The sequence below is a fragment of the Butyrivibrio sp. MC2021 genome (genome assembly GCF_000621605.1).
Classification (GTDB): Bacteria; Bacillota; Clostridia; order Lachnospirales; family Lachnospiraceae; genus Butyrivibrio.
The window spans coordinates 982,484-1,005,134 of sequence record NZ_JHXX01000001.1; the positions used below are offsets into that span (position 1 = coordinate 982,484).

Here is a 22,651-nt window from a genome sequence, read left to right on the forward strand (position 1 = left end):
TTTAGCACTCTGCAAAATACCTTATACTATGGCATAAGGCAATCTACAAAGCTAAATCCTATTGCCGAACAAAATTACGTTTCCATGTACTCGTGATAACATTACCAATGTCATCCGTTCATCCGTGAACTGCTATCGTACTGTAATTTCAATAAAAAAGACCGTCTGCAAAATCCTTCAACAGGCACGGTCGCTTTTTTGGCGCTACTCATCAGCACCAGCAACTGGCTGTCTGTCACATAAAGTGATTGAGACCCTTTAGCTTTGCGTCGCTATTTTTCAATAGCTTTGCCTTTATTTCCCTTGGTTATTTAGTTAAGCAAACAAAAATAATATTAACTTTATTAAGCTAAGATTATTCCCAAAATCTTGTAACTAGAATATAAACTATTAGTAATCATATTTCAATCCCTTTTTAACAAAAAAAACTCCGTATCTGAAAAAAAGAGCCGGAAAACGAGTCCGGCTCTGAAAAAAAATTTTTATACTTTATTTATAATTATAAACTAGTTTTCACAAAAAGCGCGTATTATCAACGTTTCAGTCCTTTTAAAATCTGGAGCATTTCGTCAGATGTAGTAATTACGCGGCTGTTGGCCTGGAAACCGCGCTGTGTGGTGATCATGTCGGTAAACTCCTTGGCAAGGTCGATATTACTGCCTTCCAGGTACCCGGATGACATGTAACCGCCGTCCTGAGTGATATCCATGTAGATGGGTTCTCCGGAATTCAGGGAAGCTCTGTAAAGATTGTCTCCTATCTTCTCAAGACCCATGGCATTGCTGAACTGGGCCACAATAATCTGGGAGATCTTTACTGTCTGGCCATTGGTGTAGTCTCCGTAAATGGAACCGTCATTTGTGATTGAGATTCCACTGAGCTCACCGTTTGGATAGCCCTGGTTAAGTCCCTGGGTATCTCCTCTGTATGCATAAATGGTGGATGATGTTCCACCCATGGAGTTGGCATAATTGGATGTGTTGCTGAAATCTACATTGAGGGTTCCTATGTTGGCAGCATCTCCGCCAAAGGTAAATGCAAAGGAAGTTTTTCCGTTTGCAAGATTTTCATCACCAGCATTAGCGATTCCCTCAAGGGTTCCGTCATGCTTACTGTATTTAAGGATCAGATCATCCTCAACAGAGTTATCAATCTTTTTTCCGTCCTGATCAAGGATCTTATCTATGGATAAACCATAGGTACTGTCATCTTCATCTCCGGCATCGGTAAATTTAAATTTTATGGTATATCTGTTGCCGTCTTTACCATATACTTCCATGGACTGGATCTTGCCTTCCTTGAGCACAGGATCCGCTCTGTTCAGATTTCCCTTCATGTATCCTTCTGAGGTGGCCTGGCCTGCCATGGTCTTGGTACGATCATTCATAATGGATGCGCTGGCGGAAATACCCTCTCCTGCTATCATGTTGCAGATATAGCCGTTATTCTGGGTTACGAAATTGCCTTCACCGTCAAGTGTGAAGGAGCCGTCTCTTGTAAAAGCCTGTGTTCCGTCGGGAAGTGTTACCACAAAGAAAGAATCGCCTGTGATCATAAGGTCAAAGACATTATTTGTTGTAACCGCAGAACCCTGCTTTGTTATATTTGTATAAATGGAACCCACTTTAGAACCGAGACCCACCTGAGAGATATTGGTGGTGGCTACATTATCCCCGGCGCCTGTTCCCTGTCTTACCGTCTGATACAGAATATCGGTAAAGCCTGTTGCCTGGGATTTATAAGAAGTTGTATTTACATTGGCAATGTTATTACCAATTACATCCATTTCCAGCTGGTGGGTTTTAAGACCTGCGACACCGGACCAAAGAGATCTCATCATAGGACACGTACCTCCGAAATCATAAAATACATTCTTCGCTGTACGTCCATGTACTTTCCTTAATGGCATCCCTTTGCCGGAAAAGAATATATTAACTCTCATTTGCTATATCGGATGAAACCTTGATTTTATTTAGCAATACAGCGAAAAAATATTTCTCCATGCCCAAAACATGATGTATACTATGTTATAAGATTCCAAAAGTCCGAAAAGCGGCATAAACTGTAATCGCTTACATTTCCTTACTATAATAATGAAGGTTTGGTGCTAAAAATGGATTATAAAAAGAACTCAAACAGCGAAGAACTCAAGAACGAGATCAAGAACATCGTTGATCTTATCCTGTCAGACTATGAGAACGGCAGAGATGTGGATCAGATGGATGTCTTTAACCAGCCCGACAGGGATGCGGTAAAAGATATCGTCATCAAGCTCATCCGTATCATTTACCCCGGCTACTACAGAGACAAGGTGTACAAGAGCTACAATGACACCAACAGGATCGCCATTGTTATCGAGGATGTCATCTACAACATGCAGAAGCAGATAGCCATCGCCTTCCATCACAGCCCCGAATACAAAAATGCCAGTGATGAGACTTTGGACTGCGGCTCCAGATGCATTACCCATGAGTTCTTCAAGCAGCTTCCCAAGATAAGGGAATATGTGGACACAGACCTTCAGGCCTGCTACGAGGGTGACCCGGCGGCCTACAGCAAGGGAGAGATCATCCTCTCCTATCCGGGACTTCTTGCCACCACCATCAACAGAATAGCCCATGAGCTGTATCTTCTCAAGGTGCCGCTTATTCCCAGGATGATGACAGAATATGCCCACAGCAAGACCGGAATCGACATCCATCCCGGTGCCACCATCGGCAAATACCTTATGATCGACCACGGCACAGGTATTGTTATCGGTGAAACCTCCATTATCGGTGAACATGTCAAGATCTATCAGGGCGTTACCATCGGCGGTCTCTCCACCAGAGGCGGCCAGGCTCTTAAGGGCGTAAAGAGACACCCCACCATTGAGGACAACGTAACCATCTATGCCGGAGCTTCTATCCTCGGCGGTGAAACAGTTATCGGTGAAGGCTCAGTTATCGGAGCTAACGCATTCATCACCGCTTCTGTTCCAGCAGGAAGCAGGATCAGCATGAAAAATCAGTAATCACATATAAATCAAAAAGTCCCTTAGGCACAGAGCCCAAGGGACTTTATTTATTATCTCTATTATATTCAAAGTGCCTTTATTGCTTTCTTTGGACACTTCTCTACGCAGGTTCCGCAGTGAGTACACTTGCTCTGGTCGATAGTCGCCACATTGTTCTCAACAGTGATGGCTCCTGCAGGGCAGTTCTTTTCGCAGATATGACATGCGATACATCCCACCTTACAATAGCCGTTGACCGCTTTACCCATATCCTGAGACTTGCAGACAACCGCTTCTTTTGCGCTGTAGGGAACAAGATCGATAAGATGGTGCGGGCAGATCTCTATACATTTGCCGCAGGCCTTGCAGGCGTCCTTATCTACTACAGCCACGCCGTTCACGATATGGATTGCATCAAACTGACAAACCGATACGCAGGTACCGCCGCCGAGACATCCGAAGGGACACTTCTTGGAACCGCCGCCGGGAGCCTGGGCCTGAAGCCTACAGTCGGATACTCCGTCGTACTCGTACTGCTGAGTGGCATTTTCACAGGTTCCGTTACAGTGAACGAAGGCCACCTGCTTCTCAGTCTCTATGGCTTCAACTCCCATGATTCCTGAGATGGTTGCCGCAACGGAAGGGCCTCCCACAGGACACTGATTGACTGCCGCCTCGCCCTTGGCTATAGCCGCCGCACATCCCGAACATCCCGGGAATCCGCAGCCGCCGCAGTTATTTCCGGGAAGGGCCTCCAAAATAGCCGCTTCCTTTTCATCTACTTCTACATGCAACTTCAGGTCTGCCACGCCAAGAATCAAGCCAATAACTATTCCGACACCGGCTACAACACAGGTTGCAATGATTATTCCAGTGATCATAGTCTTTTATCTCCTTATTATCTTACTTCAGGGCTGAGAACCCGGTAAACGCAATAGCCATAAGGCCTGAAGTAAGAAGAACCAGAGGCATTCCCTTGAAGGGTGCGGGGATGTCGTTGTATTCCATCTTCTCACGAAGGCCTGCAAGGATAACGATGGCAATGGTAAATCCTATAGCTGTCGCAAATCCGCAGATAACACTCTGAAGGATTGAATAACCGTCAGTTACATTGTTCAGTGCAACACCAAGAACCGCACAGTTGGTTGTGATAAGGGGAAGGTAAACACCCAGTGCCTGATAGAGAGATACGATGTATTTCTTCAGGATCATCTCAACAAACTGAACCAGCATGGCTATAACAAGGATGAATACTATGGTCTTAAGGTAGGAAAGATCCAAAGGATTCAGAATGAACTTATAAATGATACTGCAAACCAGTGAAGCCAGTGTGATAACGAAGATACAGGCTCCTCCCATTCCAAGGGCTGTATCTGTCTTCTTGGAAACACCAAGGAAAGGACAAAGGCCCAGGAACTGGCTGAGAACTACGTTATTTACAAGTGAAGCTGTTATCATAAGGCCCACAAGATTAAGAATTGTCTCTCCCATAATCAATCAGCCTCCTTCTTATTCTTTTTTGCCGCATTCATCTTTATCTTATTCATGATGGCGATCAGAAATGCCAGTACAAAGAAGGCTCCCGCCTGCTGAATAAAGATGCTGATGGGGCGATAGGTTGAAAGGAATGCTCCCACTGCGCCGGGAACCACTGTGCCTTCGCCAAGGATCTGAACATCAAAGGCTGTGCCTGCTCCGATGAATTCACGGATGAGACCGATAACTGTGATAGCGCAGGTAAAGCCGATTCCCATTCCGATTCCGTCAAAGAATGAAGGAACAATGCCGTGTTTACTTGCATAGGCTTCCGCTCTTCCGAAGATGATACAGTTAACAACAATAAGAGGAATGTATACGCCCAGAGCCTTATTCAGAGCCGGTACATAGGCCTTCATAAGAAGCTCAACCAGTGTAACGAAGGAAGCTATAACAACAATGAAGGAAGGAATTCTGACTGTTGAAGGAATCACCTTTCTAAGGGCTGAAATAACCGCATTACTAAGCGCCAGAACGAATGTGGTAGCCAGTCCCATTCCCAGGCCGTTGATAGCTGAAGATGTAACAGCCAGTGTGGGGCACATACCGATCATAAGTACCAGTGTGGGGTTTTCAGCAACAAGTCCGTTAAAAAATCTTTCAGCGGGAGTATCCTGTTTGAAGCCCAAAGCTCCTTTTTTTGCTTCTGTGCTCATCAGTTTCCTCCTTTCAGTGCATTGTCAAAATATGAAACCGCAGCGTTGACGCCCTCTGTTACAGCCTTTGAGGTTATGGTAGCTCCCGAAATAGCCTCGATCTGAGTATTCGGATCGGATACCTGACCATTCTTGGCCACCGCAAACTGCTGGGCATCTTTATCCGCAAACTGTGGAACGATGACCTTCTGGGCATTCATTCCAAGTCCGGGAGTCTCAGCAATGGAGATAATGGAGATTCCGTTTACTTTACTTTCATTGGTAATGCCAACGGTGTACTCAATGAAATCGCCATAGCCCTTGGACTTAACCTGGATAACATATCCGAGAACATTTCCACTTCCGTCAACGGCAGATTTAACTGACTCGATGGCCACTCCGATATGAGATGATGCAACTTCCGAAGCCTTGACTTCATCAAGGTCCACATCATTGAAGGTTGAAGCCGAAGCAAAAACGGACTGATTGGCCTTATCCTGTGCCAGCTTATCCTGATATGCTATTGGCTCTTTTGTTACCTGATAAACAATTCCCAGAAGGACGCCTGCAACTAAGGTTATTGCAAACAGTATAAAGGCGTTTTTGATCATGCTTTTTGTATCATTCATGCTTTTTTCGCCTCCTTCTTCGTTTTCTTGATTCCGAAGGCTCTCGGAATGGTGAACTTCTCAATAAGCGGAACAAGAAGATTTCCGATTACGATGGCAAAGGAAACGCCCTCTGCGTTGGCTCCGAAGATTCTGAAGATTCCGGTAAGAAGCCCCAGAATAAAGCCGTAGATATATTTACCCTTGGTGGTTATAGGACAGGTCACATAATCAGTCGCCATGAAGAAGGCCCCAAGCATAAGTCCGCCGCCTGCGATATGGGCTGAGATGTAGGACCAGTTAAAGCCGTACTGTCCAAAAAGGCCTACAAAGATCACAAAGGTAACAATATAGGTAAAAGGAATAACATAATCGATGACACCAACTGCAAAAAGGATCATGGCGCCGATGGCAATGCAGAGCATTGAGGTCTCGCCGATGGTTCCTCCGGTTCTACCGATGAGCATGTCCATAACATTGACTTCCATGCCGTTCTTAAGGTTTGCAAGAGGTGTTGCTCCTGTGTAAGTATCGGTAATAAAGTTGGTCATAAGAGCCGGGAAAGATATTACAAGGAAGCATCTTCCGCCCAGGGCAGGGTTCATAAAGTTCTGTCCCAGACCTCCAAAGATCTGTTTAACCATGATTATTGCAAAGATACCGCCAAGAACCGGGATCCACCACGGCACTGTGGAGGGCAGGTTCATTCCAAGAAGGAGCCCGGTTACCACAGCAGATAGATCTCCAACGGTTACAGGCTTGTGCATAGCCTTCTCATAGATAAACTCCGAAAGCACGCAGGAAGCCACAGAAAGCAAAAGTATGATCAGCGCATCCACGCCAAAGTTGTAGATACCAAAGCCGGCTGCAGGAAGCAGGGCGATCACAACCCACATCATAATGTTTGAAGTGGTTGTCTTGGATCTGACATGGGGATTGGATGACACTCTTCTTAAATCACTCATTTAATGATGTCCTCCCTCACTTTTTCCTATTTGCCAGCTGAATCTTTCTCATGCCCTTGATGAGCTGAGTAAGCTGACGTCTTGCAGGGCAGATGTAACTGCAGCATCCGCACTCGCAGCACTCCATTCCGTACATGTTCAGGAATGTCTTTTCATCGTTATGTTCCACGGCATCTGCCAGATTCTTGGGGATAAGTCTCTCGGGACAAACCTCCACGCAGCGTGCACAGTTGATGCAGGCTGATGGCTCCATCTCGGAAACAGCATCCTGGGTGAGGCAGGTAAGAGCCGATGCAGTCTTGGTTGTGGGAACATCCAGATCAAAGATGGCAAATCCCATCATGGGACCGCCGGAAATGATCTTGGCAGGCTCGTGGGCGAAACCGCCGGCATCATCTACAAGCTCCCGGTAATTGGTTCCGATCCTTACCTTGTAGTTCCTGGGCTCTGTAATGGCGTCACCGGTGATGGTAACGATTCTTTCCATAAGAGGTCTGCCCTCTTTTACTGCTCTGCAGACAGCACAAAGAGTATCAACATTGTCTACGATACAGCCCGCATCCGCAGGAAGCATCGAAGAGTTGATCTCTCTTCCGGTACAAGCATAAATAAGCATACGCTCAGCACCCTCAGGGTACTTGGTCTTTACTTCCTTTACGCTGATTTTCTCTTCATCTTTGGTTAATTCCTTGAACTTGGCGATACAGTCAGGCTTGTTGTCCTCAATGGCAAGAATTCCTCTTGCGTTGGGGAAGATGCTGACCGCAATCTTAAGACCTTCCAAAAGAAGCTCAGGTTCCTCGATCATACGTCTGTAATCAGATGTAAGATAAGGCTCACACTCTGAGCAATTGGCAATGACATAATCGATCTTGTCGGGTTCCTTCGGAGCAAACTTAACCGCTGTGGGGAAGCCTGCTCCTCCCATACCAACAACGCCGGCCTCTCTGACAGCTGCGATCTTGTCCTCAGCAGTCATCTCCTCGTAGGGTTTAGCCGGTTTAAACTCTACTTCTTCGTACTGCTCATCGTTTTCCACGATGATGCTGTTACACATAGCACCGGTAGCAAGTCTTCTAGGTTCAATAGACTTCACAGTTCCGGATACAGTTGAAAAAATGTTTGCAGAAACAAATCCGCCTGCTTCCGCAATCTTCTGACCTGTAAGAACATGGTCCCCAACAGCCACTATGGGCTTGGCCGGTGCACCGATGTGCTGGGACAGCGGATAAACCAGCTCACCCTTCGGAAGCACAGACTTAATGGGCTTGTCCTTAGACAGTTCTTTCCCCTCGTACGGATGGATTCCACCCTCAAACGTACCTCTTGCCATTTCCTACCCTTCTTTCGAATTTTTTTGAAGTGATCTGCGCCGAAAAGACGCTTCGGTGCGAAGAATCAACCCTTCTTTAAGTATACTAATTTTCGTGCAAAAATTCTACTTTAATCAGATTTTTTCTGACAATTTGTCATTTTCACAGGACAATTACCCATGCCACAAGTAATCCGGATTGTGGTAGAATATTGAAAGTAGGGGATTTCAGAAATATGGGAGAAGACAGGTATGATAAAGACTAGTGAAGAACTGACATTTAAAGAAAATGAAATCATCGAGAAAATTCCCGGGATGGTGGGATACCCGGCAGAAGATATCCTGTTTCTGGACATCGAAACCACAGGACTGTCCGCCAAAACAGCCGGCCTCTACATGATAGGCGCTGCTTATTTCGAAAAGGGTCACTGGAGAAGCTGCCAGATGTTTGCGGAAAGCCCCGCACAGGAGGCTGAACTTCTTCGTGATTTTATCAGCTTTGTAAAGGACTTCAAAGTCCTTGTTCACTTCAACGGGAACCGATTCGATATCCCTTTTCTGGAGAGCCGATTCGAGAAATACTTATTTGAGAGTCCAATGAAAAAGCTGGATTCTTTTGATATTTACAAAAAGATCTCACCTTATAAAAACCTGTTGGGCCTTCCTGACTGCAAGCAAAAGACTATAGAGCTCTATCTTGGAATAGACAGGGAGGATCAGTACGACGGAGGCAAGCTGATCCCCGTTTATCAGAGGTATACAGAGAGCAAATCCTCTGAGGACTTAAGACTCCTTTTGCTTCATAACGAAGAGGATATCAAGGGGCTGTTTGCGCTGCTTCCCATGCTGGTTTACGAAGATTTCTTCAAAAAATTCAAGAATCTTCCCACTCTGTCCGTCAGAACAGATGAGGAAATAGATGCCTCCAGATACTATGAGGACGATTTCGCCCTGCATCTTCCGGTTAAGGCCAGGAAGGTACAGGCCAACTATTACAACGATTTTGAGGGCAAGCAGAAAAAAGAAGTGTATATGAAGCTGTCCCTTCCGGTATCCCTGCCCTCCTCTCTCACCGGCAATTACGACGGCTGTTATTTTAAGGCAGAAGGGTCTGAGGCCACCTTGCGGGTTCCTCTCTATGAAGAAGAGCTCAAATATTTCTATGCCAATTACAAGGATTACTTCTATCTTCCCAAGGAGGATATGGCCATACACAAGTCAATTGCCAGCTTTGTAGACAAGGCCTACAGAGAAAACGCCACCGCCAGGAACTGCTACACCAGGAAAGAGGGCCAGTATCTCAAGGAATGGGACCTTGTATTTTCTCCTTTCTTCAAAAAAGACTATGAAGACAAGGATATCTATTTTGATCTTAATGAGAATATGAAAAAGAGCAGATTCGCCATGAGTCTGTACGCCTGTCATGTGATAGCCCATATTCTCGATGCGTAAAGGAATTTTATATGAACGTTTTTGATATCATCGGCCCTGTCATGATAGGCCCCTCCAGTTCACACACCGCAGGAGCAGTCAGAATCGGCATGGTCGTCAACAAAATAATGAACGAAATGCAGCCGGAAAGCGTGGAAGTTACGCTATCCGGTTCTTTTGCCCAGACCTATAAAGGGCACGGCACCGACAGAGCAATTATGGCCGGAATTATGGGCTTTAGCTCAGACTCGGAGGAAATCAAGAGTGCCCTGGAAATAGCCTCAGAAAGGGGCATCAAATACTCTTTTATCAGGAAAAATATCCCGGGAGCTCACCCCAACACTGCTCTTATCAACTTCCTGATGCCGGACGGAACTTCAGGCAACGTCCTGGGGGCCAGTATCGGGGGCGGTAATATCAGAGTAGATCAGATCAACGGCATGAAGGTGGAATTCAGCGGAGAAAAGAATACTCTTCTTATCATGCACAGAGATCAGCCGGGAGTCATTGCAGAGGTTACCAACTTCATGCATTTTTGCTACGGAAGCCTCAACATCTGCAACTTCCATTTGTCCCGTGAGGAGCGCGGGGGCAATGCCATTATGACCATCGAGATTGACCAGGCTCCGCCCTCAAGGCTCATCGAAGACCTCAAAAATCTCAAGGATGTGGACAACGCCATCCTTGTACGAAGAATCTAAGTTATATCAGGGAATGAAAATATGCTTAAATACGAATCAATCGCCGAGCTTGTGGAAGCAGCCCGGCAGAATAATATAACCATCAGTGAGCTGGTCCTGAAGGACCAGGCAGACAGCATGGAGTTGTCCACCGAAGAGCTCTATGACAGGATGCTGAAAAGCTACGAAGTCATGAAAGAATCCGTAGGCCAGGGCATGAAAAAGGATCAGAAATCCATGTCAGGCCTCACCGGTGGCGAAGCCTATAAGGTAAAGAGCTACGCCGAACGCACAGGAGGCGGCCTATGCGGCTCATTTATTTCAGGAGCCATTGCCAGGTCCCTTGCGGTGGCCGGCTGCAACGCCTCCATGGGAAGGATCGTTGCAGCTCCCACCGCCGGAAGCTGCGGTATTTTACCCGGTTGCCTCATATCACTTCAGGAGGAACATGACCTTCCTGAAGAAAAAGTTGTCATGTCCATGTTTACCGCCGGAGCCATAGGAATGGTAATAGCTTCAAAAGCAAGTATCGCCGGTGCCGAAGGAGGCTGTCAGGCAGAGTGCGGAAGTGCATCAGCCATGGCCGCCGCTGCCATGGTGGAACTTATGGGCGGAACCCCGGCCCAGTGCGCAGATGCCTGCGCCATAGCCATTTCCAGTCAGATGGGCCTTGTATGCGATCCGGTGGCAGGTCTTGTGGAGATTCCATGTATAAAGAGAAATGCTTCCGGTGTGATGATAGCCTTTTCCAGCGCAGAGATAGCTCTTGCAGAGGTAGGCTCCAGGATTCCTGCAGACGAATGCCTGGATGCCATGAGGGAAGTTGGAAATGCCCTTCCCACCTCACTTAAGGAGACGGCAGGGGGCGGTCTTGCCACCACTCCCACGGGAATCAGGCTTAAAAAAGAGATATTCGGAACCGAAAACCAGTAAATGGTCCATGCCAAATAACACACAAAAAAGGAATGTGTCTACAGCAGTAAACACATTCCTTTTATTATCTCATTTCATTCAACATTTACATGGGCTTCTCATAGTAGAAGGAGTTCTTACGAACAAAGCCTATGTCCTTGTAGTTAACGATCTGCTCTGTACTTCCGATAAAGAGGATTCCGCCGGGCTTAAGGTTTGCATAATACTTTCTGAAGATATCGTCCTTAGCTTCCTCTGTGAAGTAGATAAGCACGTTTCTGCACACGATAAGGTGGCAATCCTTCGGATAGGGATCTCTCAGAAGATCAGCCTGCTTGAAAGTAACTCGCGATGTGATCTCACTGGATACCTTCATTCTTCCGTCAGGAGTCTCTGTGAAATATTTCTTCTTGAATTCCTCAGGAACTCCGGCAACTTCCTTTTTATCATAAATGGCAGCCTTAGCCTTTGCCAGAACAACCGCGTCAAGGTCAGTAGCATAAACATTTATCTGATTCAGCGGAATATGCTTGGAGAGCATCATAACGATGGTGTAGGGCTCGTCACCTGTAGAGCAGGCTGCACTCCAGATCTTCAGGTTCTTTCCGAACTTATTCATAAGCTCAGGAACCATCTCTTTATCCATAAGATTCCACTGATCAACATTTCTGAAGAACTCGGAAACGTTAATAGTAAGATACGTTACAAAAGAGTCCAGGGCCTCCCTGTCCTTCTTGATAAGAGCCAGGAATCCGTCATAACCCTTGACCTCATATTTACCGATAAGCGTATCGATTCTTCTCTTCATCTGCTTCTCTTTGTAAGCATTAAGATCAATCTTAGTAAGGTCATAGACACCCTTTTTAAACCACTCGTAATCGTATTCCATGAATCCACTTCCCTCCTAATCTAATTTTTCGGCAAGCATAATACCTCACAATTAATTCTATATTATGGGAAAGTGTATGTAAAATTAAATAATTATAAATACTATTTCGTTTTAATTAACCACCCAAACAGCACAAAAAACCGGTGGATGAGCTATACTCAACCACCGGTTAAATCCAATTATTATCGAGAAATCAGTTCTCTTCGCTCTGCTCAGCGATAACCTTGTCGATGTCAACTGATACTACATCGCCCTCTTCCTCAGCAGGAGCAGCCTCTTCTGTAGGCTCAGGAGCGAAAAGTGCCTTGATTGAAAGGCTGATCTTCTTGTCGTCCTCGTTGAAGTCTACGATCTTAGCCTCAACTTCCTGTCCAACCTTAAGTACATCTGAAGGCTTCTCAACGTGCTCTTTAGCGATCTGAGATACATGAAGGAGTGCGTCGATACCAGGCTCAAGCTCGATGAATGCACCGAAGTCAGTCATTCTTGCTACCTTGCCCTTAACTACATTGCCAACCGCATACTTGGTTGTAGCATCCTTCCAAGGATTCTCGTCGTCGAACTTTCTTGAAAGAGCGATCTTGCTTCCGTCGATGCTCTTAACAAGAACCTTAACTGTATCGCCAACCTTGAATACCTTCTTAGGGCTCTCAACACGGCCCCAGCTCATCTCTGAAATATGAAGAAGTCCGTCTGCACCACCGAGATCGATGAATGCACCGAAATCTGTTACGTTCTTAACTACGCCGTCAACTACGTCGCCGGCCTTGATTGTATCGAAGAGCTTCTTAGCCTGCTCAGCCTTCTCAGCTGTTACAAGCATTCTTCTGTTACCGATATATCTTCTTCTCTTAGGATTGTACTCAGTTACTACGAACTGAATCTCCTGATCCTGATACTTGGAAAGATCCTTCTCATAGCTGTCTGATACGAGGCTTGCAGGGATGAAGATTCTAACTTCATCAACTACTACTGTAAGACCACCCTCGAGTACCTGAACAACCTTAGCTGTAAGTACTTCCTTGTTGTTGAAGGCTTCTTCGATTCTCTTGTTGCCTCTGTCGATGGCAAGTCTCTTGTATGAAAGAATAACCTGTCCGTCTGCATCGTTGGTCTTAAGGACCTTAACGTCCATTGTGTCACCAACCTTAACGGCGGTTGTAAGGTCAATACTGTTGTCGTTGCTGTATTCGTTCTTGGTTAAGATACCGTCGGACTTATAGCCAATGTTAAGGATTATCTCGTCAGGCTTAACGTCAATAACAGTTCCCTCAACAACCTCCCCTGTGTGAATTGTTTTGAACGATTCGTTAAGCATCTGTTCAAAAGTTTGTTCTGACATAATTCTGAACCTCCTCAATAATGTTCTTTGGGGTTGAAGCCCCGGCGGTAATCCCGACAATTCTGGTATCCTTAGGTAATTCCAGATGTAGGTCATCCGTTGTGTGAATAAAATAAGTATATTTGCAGCGCTCACGACATATCTCGTACAGTTTCCTTGAATTAGAGCTGTGTGCTCCGCCAATCACTATCATGGCATCAGCTCCTGAGGCGATACTCTCGGCCTCGGACTGTCTCTCGTCAGTAGCATTGCATATTGTATTCACAACATTAATATTGTAACCATTATTTTTAAAGATTTCAACGGTTTCTTTAAATTTATTTCTGTTAAATGTAGTCTGAGCAACAACTGTATACTCTTTGTCCCCGTTTTTGCCGATATTTTCGGCACTTTCGGGACTGTCGCATACCTGTACGTCCTCACCGGCATAGCTTACGATTCCCTGGACTTCCGGATGATCCGCACTGCCCACAACGATGATTCCCTTACCTTTTTCGCTCTCCTCTGCCACAATTTTATGAATTCTCTTCACAAAGGGGCAGGTGGCATCAATTATCGTAAGGCCGCTGTCCTTGATACGGGCATATTCTTCTTTTGTAACACCGTGGGATCTGATAATGATGATCCCCTCCCGGATTCCCTCAAGCTCATCGGCGCTGTTTATGACCTTAACGCCCTTTTTCTCAAGGTCCTCCACCACAGTTTCGTTATGGATAATGGGGCCGTAGGTATAAATATTCGCCCCCTTATTATTCTCTATCTGTTCGTATACGGATTCCACCGCCTTGGTAACTCCAAAGCAAAAGCCCGCATGCTCAGCAAGTACTACTTCCATAGTGCCTCCTAAAATCAGCTTTTTGATCTGTAAAGCTCGATGATCCTTCCTGCAACCTCTTCAATGGTCATGTTCGAAGAATCCACAAGAACTGCATCATCTGCCTGCTTAAGGGGAGAATTCTCCCTGTGGCTGTCTCTGTAATCTCTCTCGATAATATCCTTCTCGATAACGTCGATGCTGCACTCTTCGCCTTTGGCTGTGAGCTCCTTGAATCTTCTCTCGGCTCTAACCCTGCTGCTGGCTGTAAGGAAAATCTTGAGGTCAGCATTGGGAAGAACCACGGTTCCGATGTCTCTTCCGTCCATTACAACGTCCACTGTTTCAGCCAGTTTCTGCTGAAGCTCCACCAGCTTCTTACGAACGTCTCCGTTGACACTGCTGGCTGAAGCCATATTTCCTACTGCCTCTGTTCTGATAAGGCTGTTAACATTCTCTCCGTTCAGGTAAACCACCTGAATTCCGTTCTCATGCTTTATGGTAATATCCGCACTCTTGCAGGTCTCACTTATCTTCTCGCTGTCAGCGGGATCGATCTTGTTGTTGATCATATAAAGGGCCATGGCTCTGTACATAGCTCCGGTGTCAACATAGATAAATCCCAGATCCTTGGCCACCAGCTTGGCGATGGTGCTCTTTCCTGCTCCTGCAGGTCCGTCAATTGCGATTTTTTTGCTCATAATAATGCTCCTCATAAAAAATATTTATTCTGCGGCTGCGCTGACTCCCGCAAGATGCCCCGTAGACCAGGCAACCTGAAGATTGAAGCCTCCGGTCTCTGTATCCACGTCTATAACCTCTCCCGCAAAGAAAAGCCCCTGAACCAGCTTGGATTCCATGGTTGATGGATTTATCTCCTTAACATTGACGCCGCCCCTGGTGATGATGGCTTCGTTAAAGCTTCTGGTGCCGGTTATCTCCATAGGAAGATTCTTTATCAGCCTGACAAAATCAAGTCTCTCCTGCCTTGTTATCTCATTTACAGGCTTCTCCGGATCAATGCCCGAAAGCTTCACCATAACCGGGATAAGTTTGGATGGGAAAAGGCCTCCAAGAACGTTCTTGAACTGTTTGTTAAGGCCCTCCTCGAAATCCCTCAGAACTCTTTTATCAAGCTGCTCCTCAGAAAGAGCGGGCTTAAGATCAATATAGACCTTGCCCAGCTTGTCCTTCTCATAATGGCAGCTGGCTGTAAGTACCAGAGGGCCGCTGATTCCGAAATGGGTAAAAAGCATCTCTCCGAAGCCGTCGTATACTGCCTTGGGCTTTTTGGCTTTCTTGGGGCTGTCCTGACTGTCGGAAGTCTTATTATTTTTATCGGCAAGAAACAGCTTAAGCCCAACATTTTTAAGAGAAAGTCCCTGAAGATCCCTGCACCAGCCCTCCTTTATCTCGAAGGGAACCAGTGAAGGAAGGGGCTCTTTTATGCTGTGGCCCATGTCCTTGGCAAATCTGTAGCCGTCTCCCGTGGAGCCGGTGGATGGATAAGACAGTCCCCCGGTGCAGACGATAACACTGTCAAACTCCTGACGGATTATGGGATCGTCCTTCTGGCTGTAGGTAATAGCCGACACCTTGCCGTTACTGCTCTCCACAGACAGAACAGTGGTGTCGAATAAGACCTCCACTCCCGCCTTGATCACAGCGTTATACAGGGTCCTGATGATATCAGAGGAATGATCCGATACGGGAAACACTCTGTCGCCACGTTCCACCTTCAGTTTACAGCCGTTATTTTCAAAAAACTCCATGACTGCCTTGTTGTCATAGTCATAGACCGCACTGTAAAGGAATCTGGGATTTCTTTTTACATAGGAAAAATAGTCCTCCACCTCGCAGGCATTGGTGACATTGCACCTGCCCTTACCGGTGATGTAGATCTTTTTCCCGGGTTTTTCATTTTTCTCAAAAATAGTGACGCTTCCGCTGCTCTGTGCAGCAGCCAGCGCCGCCATCATTCCGGCCGCACCGCAGCCGATTACTGCAATTTTCTTCACTAACTCTCTCCTACCTGACATCCCCTGGTCTGTACGGATAACCGATCATGGGATCGTCGGAAGCAAAATCTATCTCATCATTCATATAGACCTGATAATTGCTCCAGGTCTCTTCCAGCATCTTAAGATCCGCCTGAACCTCGCCCGGCTTCTTCATGCAAAGGGCCACCACCAGTGCATTGATGACACTAAGGGGCGCCACCAGTGAATCAACTATGGAAGCCATCTCGCTCTTGGCAAGAAGGTTACAGGAAGAATACAGGTTCATGGGCGAATGAACGGAATCGGTAATTGTGATGACCTTGGCATTTCTGTCATTGGCAAACTCCATGCATTTAAGAGTTCTCATGGAATATCTGGGAAAACTGATGCCGATGATAGCATCGCGATCGTTGATCCTTATCATCTGCTCAAACATCTCGCTGACGTTGGTGGTTCTGATAAGAATGTTGTTCCCCCTTATCATATTCATGTAGAAATGCAAAAAGTCCGCCAGAGGCTCGCAGCTGCGGATACCTACAATATACAGATTCCTTGCCTTAAGTATAATATCAACGGCAGTCTTGAAGGCTGCCACGTCGATGTTGTTGATGGTATGTTCTATGTTGGAAATATCCGACTGAAGAATAGTAGAGAGTATCTCACCCTCACTGCTCCTTCCGAATTTCCTTCCAACCTTCTGTACCGAGCCGAACTTGTCGCTGACCCATACAGACAGAGCCCTCTGAAACTCAGGATATCCGTCATAACCAAGGCTCATGGCAAAACGCACCACAGTGGACTCACTCATGCCTACGATCCTGCCTAGCTCAGCAGCAGTCATGAACACCGCCTGCTCATAGTGATCGCAAATATAGGTGGCAATTGATTTTTTGCCCTTACTCATCCCCCTGTAGCACTCGTTTATTCTGGTTATAACGTCAACGTCCGCTTCGAAGCGCATTCTTTTCCCCCAAAAGTTTTATCAAAGACTGAAAGACTTGTATGCTGACTCAAGCATTGCAACGGATGAAGCCTGATCCAGGTCGTAATCTCCTGTTACAGCCATGCAGCCTGCGCCGTGAATAAAGATCCACATCTTCATGAAAAGATCCTGGGCATTGCCTGCGCCCTTGGCTGCTGCCTTGTTGATCTCTTTAACCACATTCTCGTTTGCGCCGTTAACAAGGTCATACATGCTCTTGGATTCCGGTCCCTGCTCAGAGATAAAAAGAAGCTTGAAAAGATGAGGATACTTCTGTGCAAAGCCTATATAAGCAAGGCCCAGGTCCACAAAGGGAACCTCATGGCTCTTGGGAAAATCGTTGTAATAATCCTCGTAATATACCGCTGCCTTATCGTAAACGTCCTTTTTAAGCGCATCCATATTCTCATAAATTCGGAAAATAGGCTGTGTGGAGCATCCTGCAGCTGCCGCCAGCTTCCTTGATGTAATCTGCTCAAAGCCTTCTCTCTTAGTGATCTTAAAGGCTGCATTAACAATTTCTTTCTGTGTAATGGTTGCTTTTCTGGACATATATGCCTCCCAATAGTTTTTTCGTATCATGCGTTATTATTTTACAGAATCAAGTCACCACTGTCAATGCAAATAATGCCCATTATATCTTGTCTTTCAATTGAAGAGGTACTTTTAAAATGTTAAAATTAATGGATGATGTATTGTATTTTACGGGGGTAAAAAAAATGAGCAGACCACTTATCTGGGCACACCGCGGAGCCAGCGGACATGCGCCCGAAAATACATTGTCAGCCTTTGATCTGGCAGCAAAAATGGGAGCCGACGGCGTTGAGCTGGATATTCAACTGACCAAAGACGGCGAGATTGTTGTCTGTCACGACGAAAAGATTGACAGAACCAGTAACGGTGCAGGCCTTGTGAGGGATTACACCCTTAAGGAGCTTAAGAATTTCAGCTTCTGCAACGGAAATCTTTTTTACGAGGATGCAACCATTCCCACCATGGAGGAAGTCTTTAACCTCCTTGATCCCACAGGACTTACCATCAATATCGAGCTTAAGACCGGTGTATTTTTCTATCCGGGCATTGAGGAAAAGATTGTAGACCTCACCCACAAAAAGCACTGGCAGGACAGGGTCATCTATTCCTCTTTTAACCACTATTCCATAAAAAAGATCAAGGAGATCGACCCGGAGGCAAAGGTCGGTTTTCTGTATGCGGACGGAACCCTGAATATGCCCCGGTATGGTCACAGAGAAGGAGTTAACGCCCTTCATCCTGCTCTTTACAATCTCCAGTATCCGCATTATATGGAGGATTGCAGGAACCTGGGTCTCGATGTCAATGTTTGGACAGTCAACAGCACCGAGGACATCAAGAGATGCATAGATCTCGGGGTTCATGCCATCATCACCAATTATCCCGATAAGGCCAATTCACTTCTAAGTATGAGAAGTCTCTAAAACAGTTCACGATTCAAGCACCTCGGAGGCGCGATGCAGAATATCAGATTTCTTGGGGAGGAGGATTTCCTCTCCGCAATGGAAAAAGAAAATAAGCCCTGGCGAAAAGACCATGTGGTGCGGGGACAGTTAAAGGGCGCTGACAACATTGATTTTAATTACTATATAGTCAGTCCCGACGGCCCTCCCAAGGCAAGCATCACCTTTGTTCACGGCCTTGGAGAGTTTTTCGGAAAGTACCATGAATACTTCATGTACCTGGCTTTGGCAGGCTACAAGGTCTTTTTCCTGGAGCAAAGAGGCCACGGCTACAGCGGCGGCAAGACCAAAGATGTGGACACCATCTATATCGACAGCTACATGACCTATGTCCGGGACCTGAAGCTCTTTGTTGACAAGGTGGTTGTTCCCGAAAGCAAGGGGCTTGATATGCTGCTTCTTGCCCATTCCATGGGAGGTGCCATAGCCACTCTTTTCCTGGAGACCTATGACGGTTACTTTAAGGCTGCTATCCTCAGCTCTCCCATGTTCAGAATGATGGCAGGAAATCTCAATCCCATCATGAGAGTTCTGCTGAAGGCCTATGCAGTACTGTTTGGACAAATGCAAAAGCTTGCTCCCAATCAGAAACACTTTGATCCCAATACGGATTTTACCAAAAGCAGTGCCCTTTCAAGGCCACGCTTTGATTATCAGCTGGCCCTTCGAAAAAGGGATCAACACTATCAGACCACAGGGGCCACCTTTGGCTGGGCCCTTGCCAGCATGAAGGTTCACGGGGATATTATGAGAAACGCCCGAAAGCTCAAGCTTCCGATCACGGTGATGACTGCAGGGCAGGATCATCTCATCGATCCGGCGGGCTATGAAGAGTTCAAAGGCCTTGTGCCCTCTGCCGTGTTCCATCCCTATCCCGATTCCAGACATGAGATCTTCAATGCCCTGGAACCCACAAGAAAAGCCTATTACAAAGATGTTCTCACAACACTTGACGGGTATCTCAATCATTAAGGAAAAGGAAAATGCCAAGTAATAACAACGACTTTTTTAAGACAAGTACAATAACAGCCTCCGGAAGACGGTTTATTTCCGATGCTCCCAAGGATTTTCACTACACCTCCTTTGAGACCAAGAATCTCCTTAAGGCCTACGCCCCGGAATCCGACACGCCTCTTTTGTACAAAAAGGCTGCACTGGTGGAGCTGGAGCCCCATCTTGTTTTCAACAAGGACAAGATAACGGTGAGCTTCAATATTTTCTCCGGACAGGGTCACAGCTATGTGCTCAAGGATATCATGGACCTTATTAAGGCCATCGATGAAAACGAGACCGTAAGCTATGGCAAACACCTGGAGTTTACCCACGACCTGTCGGCATTTTCAGATTCCTCAAAAAAGATCATAAGATTCCTTCGGGATTATTTCAGACACAAGCAGTCAGGGCTCTCCTATGCTTATTCCAAAGGACACAGCAAGCAGATCGAGCTCGCAGGCAATGAAATTGATGAGTTTTTCAAGTCCGTTGAGGGCGTTTATTTCGTCAACAACGACTTCCGTGCAAGATACACAGAGGAGCGGTTCCTGGATATAGTTCCCGTATTTCCTCCCATCGACCTTCATATCGACAAGACTCCGGGAGGCATCACCTTTGAAGCCAGCGCCTTCACCATGTTTGAGGGCTATTCATATATTTATTTCGAAAGAAGACGTAAGCTCCACATGATTCCAAGGATCGACGCGGAGCCGGTCATTCCTTTCCTTAAGTTCCTGTCCGCAAGACGCACAGAGAACGAACTTTTTATCTCGGAAAAGGATCTTCCTGTTTTTTCCACAGGACTTCTGCCCGTTATCGAGGAGTATTTTAACGTGGGCATCGACGGATTTGAGGCCTCGAAATACTCTCCCGATATTCCAAAGTTCAAACTGTACATCGACATGCCCGAGAGCCGCAGGATCACCTGTGACATTCAGGCTGTTTACCATGAGGGAAAAAGGTCTGAGAAGACCTATCATATATTCAGAAATGAAGCCGAGGGCAATTCCGCTCCGGAGGATGAGGCAGGGGAAGTAAAGAGAAACCTCTACGCAGAGAATCAGACCGCCAAGGCTGTGAGCCCATATTTTGATAACCTGGACACAGAGAGCGGCGTCCTTGCCCTGAATGCCGCATCAGATGAGGATGACAGGCTCTATTCCTTTATAACCGATGACATTCCTTTCCTGGACAGCATCGGAGATGTGTATTTATCTGATGCTATCAAGTCCATCAAGATAATCAAATCCCCTAAGATCAACCTCGGGGTATCGGTGGTTGCAGATCTACTGCAGCTGTCCATTGTGCCTGAGGATCTTACGCCCCAGGAGCTGGATGAGATATTGTCCCGCTACGAAAGGAAAAAGAAGTATTTCAGGCTGCAGTCCGGAGATATCGTGGACCTTGCCGGGGATGAGATGGAGCTTTTGTTCTCCTTGCGAGATGGTTTGTCGCTTACTTCAAAAGATATCCTGGAGGGTCATGCCTCTGTTCCTAAATTCAGAGCTCTTTTCCTGGATGACCTCTCAGAGCAGAGCCAGGAGTTTTTCGGAACCCACCTGTCCATGAGCCGTGATTTCAAGGAACTTGTGAACTCTTTTAACGACGAAAAAGATAAGGACCTGCTGCCGAATAGTCTCGGGAAGGTCCTCAGGGACTACCAGAAGACCGGTTTCGAGTGGCTGTCCAAGCTTCGAAGAAACGGATTTGGAGGAATCCTGGCAGACGATATGGGTCTTGGAAAGACTCTGCAGGTGCTCTCCCTTCTTCTTTCTATCAAGGAAAAGAATATACGTGAGGGCAAAAAGAATAAGTGCTCTCTTATCGTGTGCCCTGCTTCCCTTGTTTATAACTGGCAGCATGAGATCAAGCGCTTTACACCGGAGCTTAACTGCGAGCTGGCGGTGGGCATAAAGCCTGACAGAGAGCGTGTTACCTCTGAGATTGAGGAGGAACACACTGACGTTATTATCACTTCATACGACCTTTTGAGAAGAGATATTGATTTGTACAAATATCTCTCCTTTGAATGTGAGATCATCGATGAAGCCCAGTTTATCAAGAATCCGGGAACCCAGGGTGCTAAGGCGGTTAAGAATATTAACGCCTCCTTTAAGGTTGCTCTTACGGGAACCCCCATAGAGAACAGGCTCAGCGAGCTCTGGAGCATCTTTGACTACTGCATGCCGGGATATCTTTTTACCTACAAGAAGTTCCATGATACTCTTGAGGGACCTGCTATTTCCGAAAAAGACGAGGCTGCCATGGAACGCCTTCGCAAAATGGTGGCACCCTTTATCCTGCGCCGTCTTAAAAAGGATGTGCTTAAGGATCTTCCGGATAAACTGGAAGAAAATATCTACTCTCCTATGACCAAGGAGCAGGCAGAGCTCTACAAGGCAAGGCTTCAGCATATCAAGATGATGGTGGAGCTTAAGAGCGATGAGGACTTTAAGAAAGACAGGATCGTTATATTGTCGGAGCTTACAAGGCTTCGTCAGATCTGCTGCGACCCGGCTCTTGTTTACGAGGGCTACCAGGGAGGCAGCGCCAAGGCGGATCTTTGTCTTGAGATGATAAAAAGTGCCGCAGAAAGCGGACATAAGATGCTGGTCTTCTCCCAGTTTACTTCCATGCTGGACAGACTTACGGAGCTTCTGAAAAAAGAAGGCATCGGCTACTATCTTCTCACCGGAGCCACCAAGAAGGAAGACCGCATCAAGATGGTGGACTCCTTCCAGGAGGATGACACACCTGTATTTTGCATATCATTAAAGGCCGGCGGCACAGGACTTAACCTCACCGCTGCGGATATCGTCATCCACTACGACCACTGGTGGAATGTGGCGGTAGAAAATCAGGCCACCGACAGAGCCCACCGCATCGGCCAGAAGAACGTGGTGACAGTATACCGCCTGATCATGCAGGATACCATCGAGGAGAGAATTATTCTTTTACAGAATAAAAAGAAGGAGCTGGCTGAGCAGCTCCTCGGAAGTGACTCTATGACTACTCCAAGCCTTACAAGGAAGGAACTCTTGGAGCTTTTGGGATAAAAATA

Annotated in this window: 21 protein-coding genes and 1 riboswitch; of the genes, 7 read left to right on the forward strand and 14 right to left on the reverse strand. The window is 46.4% G+C overall.

The annotated features are described in order from the left end of the window. Positions 1–216 precede the first annotated feature (216 nt). Positions 217–303: riboswitch (cyclic di-GMP riboswitch) on the reverse strand. Between the two features lie 229 nt (positions 304–532). After that, positions 533–1,840 carry a flagellar hook protein FlgE gene (locus tag T359_RS0104075; protein WP_026516365.1) on the reverse strand — a complete coding sequence of 436 codons (1,308 nt, stop codon included), beginning with the start codon at positions 1,838–1,840 and terminating at the stop codon, positions 533–535. A 273-nt stretch (positions 1,841–2,113) separates the two neighbouring features. On the opposite strand from T359_RS0104075, the gene epsC reads away from it, so the two are divergent. Then, positions 2,114–3,013, forward strand: coding sequence for a serine O-acetyltransferase EpsC (epsC, locus tag T359_RS0104080; protein WP_051544905.1), 900 nt, complete (start codon positions 2,114–2,116; stop codon positions 3,011–3,013). Positions 3,014–3,081: 68 nt separating this feature from the next. Here the strand turns inward: epsC and T359_RS0104085 are convergent, their stop codons facing one another. The 6 genes from T359_RS0104085 to rsxC are packed head-to-tail and all read right to left on the reverse strand — an operon-like array spanning position 3,082 to position 8,072. After that, on the reverse strand, positions 3,082–3,876 hold the full coding sequence (locus T359_RS0104085) for an RnfABCDGE type electron transport complex subunit B (RefSeq protein ID WP_026516367.1): 795 nt from the start codon (positions 3,874–3,876) through the stop codon (positions 3,082–3,084). A gap of 22 nt (positions 3,877–3,898) precedes the next feature. Then, positions 3,899–4,486: an electron transport complex subunit RsxA gene (rsxA, locus tag T359_RS0104090; protein WP_026516368.1), complete on the reverse strand. Its 588-nt coding sequence runs from the start codon at positions 4,484–4,486 to the stop codon at positions 3,899–3,901. A 2-nt stretch (positions 4,487–4,488) separates the two neighbouring features. Next, entirely contained in the window at positions 4,489–5,187 is a 699-nt protein-coding gene (rsxE, locus tag T359_RS19260) for an electron transport complex subunit RsxE (RefSeq protein ID WP_242839039.1), read from the reverse strand. After that, a complete protein-coding gene (locus T359_RS0104100) occupies positions 5,187–5,795 on the reverse strand; it encodes an RnfABCDGE type electron transport complex subunit G (protein ID WP_026516369.1) in 609 nt (202 codons plus the stop codon). The genes rsxE and T359_RS0104100 overlap by 1 nt, the downstream gene beginning before the upstream one ends. After that, entirely contained in the window at positions 5,792–6,739 is a 948-nt protein-coding gene (locus T359_RS0104105) for an RnfABCDGE type electron transport complex subunit D (RefSeq protein ID WP_026516370.1), read from the reverse strand. The genes T359_RS0104100 and T359_RS0104105 overlap by 4 nt, the downstream gene beginning before the upstream one ends. Positions 6,740–6,755: 16 nt before the next feature. After that, positions 6,756–8,072, reverse strand: coding sequence for an electron transport complex subunit RsxC (rsxC, locus tag T359_RS0104110; RefSeq protein WP_026516371.1), 1,317 nt, complete (start codon positions 8,070–8,072; stop codon positions 6,756–6,758). Between the two features lie 231 nt (positions 8,073–8,303). On the opposite strand from rsxC, the gene T359_RS0104115 reads away from it, so the two are divergent. Genes T359_RS0104115 through sdaAA form a run of 3 tightly spaced genes read left to right on the forward strand, consistent with a single transcriptional unit; the run spans position 8,304 to position 11,095 of the window. Beyond that, on the forward strand, positions 8,304–9,503 hold the full coding sequence (locus T359_RS0104115; RefSeq protein ID WP_051544906.1) for a ribonuclease H-like domain-containing protein: 1,200 nt from the start codon (positions 8,304–8,306) through the stop codon (positions 9,501–9,503). Positions 9,504–9,514: 11 nt separating this feature from the next. Then, positions 9,515–10,183 carry an L-serine ammonia-lyase, iron-sulfur-dependent subunit beta gene (sdaAB, locus tag T359_RS0104120; protein ID WP_026516373.1) on the forward strand — a complete coding sequence of 223 codons (669 nt, stop codon included), beginning with the start codon at positions 9,515–9,517 and terminating at the stop codon, positions 10,181–10,183. A gap of 21 nt (positions 10,184–10,204) precedes the next feature. Beyond that, entirely contained in the window at positions 10,205–11,095 is an 891-nt protein-coding gene (gene sdaAA, locus T359_RS0104125; protein WP_026516374.1) for an L-serine ammonia-lyase, iron-sulfur-dependent, subunit alpha, read from the forward strand. Between the two features lie 85 nt (positions 11,096–11,180). Here the strand turns inward: sdaAA and T359_RS0104130 are convergent, their stop codons facing one another. The 7 genes from T359_RS0104130 to T359_RS0104160 form a co-directional block, all read right to left on the reverse strand. Then, positions 11,181–11,963 (reverse strand): CheR family methyltransferase, encoded by a 783-nt coding sequence (locus T359_RS0104130; protein ID WP_026516375.1) that lies wholly within the window; start codon positions 11,961–11,963, stop codon positions 11,181–11,183. A 193-nt stretch (positions 11,964–12,156) separates the two neighbouring features. Further along, positions 12,157–13,305 (reverse strand): 30S ribosomal protein S1, encoded by a 1,149-nt coding sequence (gene rpsA / locus T359_RS0104135; RefSeq protein WP_026516376.1) that lies wholly within the window; start codon positions 13,303–13,305, stop codon positions 12,157–12,159. Continuing rightward, positions 13,286–14,140 (reverse strand): 4-hydroxy-3-methylbut-2-enyl diphosphate reductase, encoded by an 855-nt coding sequence (ispH, locus tag T359_RS0104140; protein WP_026516377.1) that lies wholly within the window; start codon positions 14,138–14,140, stop codon positions 13,286–13,288. Before ispH ends, rpsA begins: the two co-directional genes overlap by 20 nt. A gap of 14 nt (positions 14,141–14,154) precedes the next feature. Then, positions 14,155–14,820, reverse strand: coding sequence for a (d)CMP kinase (gene cmk / locus T359_RS0104145; protein WP_026516378.1), 666 nt, complete (start codon positions 14,818–14,820; stop codon positions 14,155–14,157). Positions 14,821–14,844: 24 nt separating this feature from the next. Next, a complete protein-coding gene (locus tag T359_RS0104150; protein ID WP_026516379.1) occupies positions 14,845–16,137 on the reverse strand; it encodes an NAD(P)/FAD-dependent oxidoreductase in 1,293 nt (430 codons plus the stop codon). A 10-nt stretch (positions 16,138–16,147) separates the two neighbouring features. Next, the gene (locus T359_RS0104155) at positions 16,148–17,080 is read right to left on the reverse strand and encodes a MurR/RpiR family transcriptional regulator (RefSeq protein ID WP_026516380.1); all 933 of its coding nucleotides are present in this window, start codon (positions 17,078–17,080) and stop codon (positions 16,148–16,150) included. Between the two features lie 21 nt (positions 17,081–17,101). Next, positions 17,102–17,653: a TetR/AcrR family transcriptional regulator gene (locus T359_RS0104160; protein ID WP_026516381.1), complete on the reverse strand. Its 552-nt coding sequence runs from the start codon at positions 17,651–17,653 to the stop codon at positions 17,102–17,104. Positions 17,654–17,820: 167 nt separating this feature from the next. Here T359_RS0104160 and T359_RS0104165 point away from each other — a divergent pair, with 167 nt between their 5' ends. The 3 genes from T359_RS0104165 to T359_RS19270 are packed head-to-tail and all read left to right on the forward strand — an operon-like array spanning position 17,821 to position 22,646. Continuing rightward, positions 17,821–18,558, forward strand: coding sequence for a glycerophosphodiester phosphodiesterase (locus T359_RS0104165; RefSeq protein ID WP_026516382.1), 738 nt, complete (start codon positions 17,821–17,823; stop codon positions 18,556–18,558). Positions 18,559–18,591: 33 nt separating this feature from the next. Then, a complete protein-coding gene (locus T359_RS19265) occupies positions 18,592–19,569 on the forward strand; it encodes an alpha/beta fold hydrolase (protein ID WP_051544908.1) in 978 nt (325 codons plus the stop codon). Between the two features lie 11 nt (positions 19,570–19,580). Beyond that, the gene (locus T359_RS19270; protein WP_051544910.1) at positions 19,581–22,646 is read left to right on the forward strand and encodes a DEAD/DEAH box helicase; all 3,066 of its coding nucleotides are present in this window, start codon (positions 19,581–19,583) and stop codon (positions 22,644–22,646) included. Positions 22,647–22,651 lie beyond the last annotated feature (5 nt).

Bases quoted from the DNA above. Each gene is read 5' to 3' on its own strand.
- T359_RS0104075 (WP_026516365.1), bottom strand. From the start codon at position 1,840: ATGATGAGATCTCTTTGGTCCGGTGTCGCAGGTCTTAAAACCCACCAG.
- sdaAA (WP_026516374.1), top strand. From the start codon at position 10,205: ATGCTTAAATACGAATCAATCGCCGAGCTTGTGGAAGCAGCCCGGCAG.
- T359_RS0104130 (WP_026516375.1), bottom strand. From the start codon at position 11,963: ATGGAATACGATTACGAGTGGTTTAAAAAGGGTGTCTATGACCTTACT.
- T359_RS0104105 (WP_026516370.1), bottom strand. From the start codon at position 6,739: ATGAGTGATTTAAGAAGAGTGTCATCCAATCCCCATGTCAGATCCAAG.
- T359_RS0104155 (WP_026516380.1), bottom strand. From the start codon at position 17,080: ATGCGCTTCGAAGCGGACGTTGACGTTATAACCAGAATAAACGAGTGC.
- T359_RS0104165 (WP_026516382.1), top strand. From the start codon at position 17,821: ATGAGCAGACCACTTATCTGGGCACACCGCGGAGCCAGCGGACATGCG.
- T359_RS19270 (WP_051544910.1), top strand. From the start codon at position 19,581: ATGCCAAGTAATAACAACGACTTTTTTAAGACAAGTACAATAACAGCC.
- rsxC (WP_026516371.1), bottom strand. From the start codon at position 8,072: ATGGCAAGAGGTACGTTTGAGGGTGGAATCCATCCGTACGAGGGGAAA.
- rsxE (WP_242839039.1), bottom strand. From the start codon at position 5,187: ATGAGCACAGAAGCAAAAAAAGGAGCTTTGGGCTTCAAACAGGATACT.
- epsC (WP_051544905.1), top strand. From the start codon at position 2,114: ATGGATTATAAAAAGAACTCAAACAGCGAAGAACTCAAGAACGAGATC.
- ispH (WP_026516377.1), bottom strand. From the start codon at position 14,140: ATGGAAGTAGTACTTGCTGAGCATGCGGGCTTTTGCTTTGGAGTTACC.
- T359_RS0104160 (WP_026516381.1), bottom strand. From the start codon at position 17,653: ATGTCCAGAAAAGCAACCATTACACAGAAAGAAATTGTTAATGCAGCC.
- T359_RS0104115 (WP_051544906.1), top strand. From the start codon at position 8,304: ATGATAAAGACTAGTGAAGAACTGACATTTAAAGAAAATGAAATCATC.
- rpsA (WP_026516376.1), bottom strand. From the start codon at position 13,305: ATGTCAGAACAAACTTTTGAACAGATGCTTAACGAATCGTTCAAAACA.
- T359_RS0104100 (WP_026516369.1), bottom strand. From the start codon at position 5,795: ATGAATGATACAAAAAGCATGATCAAAAACGCCTTTATACTGTTTGCA.
- sdaAB (WP_026516373.1), top strand. From the start codon at position 9,515: ATGAACGTTTTTGATATCATCGGCCCTGTCATGATAGGCCCCTCCAGT.
- rsxA (WP_026516368.1), bottom strand. From the start codon at position 4,486: ATGGGAGAGACAATTCTTAATCTTGTGGGCCTTATGATAACAGCTTCA.
- cmk (WP_026516378.1), bottom strand. From the start codon at position 14,820: ATGAGCAAAAAAATCGCAATTGACGGACCTGCAGGAGCAGGAAAGAGC.
- T359_RS0104085 (WP_026516367.1), bottom strand. From the start codon at position 3,876: ATGATCACTGGAATAATCATTGCAACCTGTGTTGTAGCCGGTGTCGGA.
- T359_RS19265 (WP_051544908.1), top strand. From the start codon at position 18,592: ATGCAGAATATCAGATTTCTTGGGGAGGAGGATTTCCTCTCCGCAATG.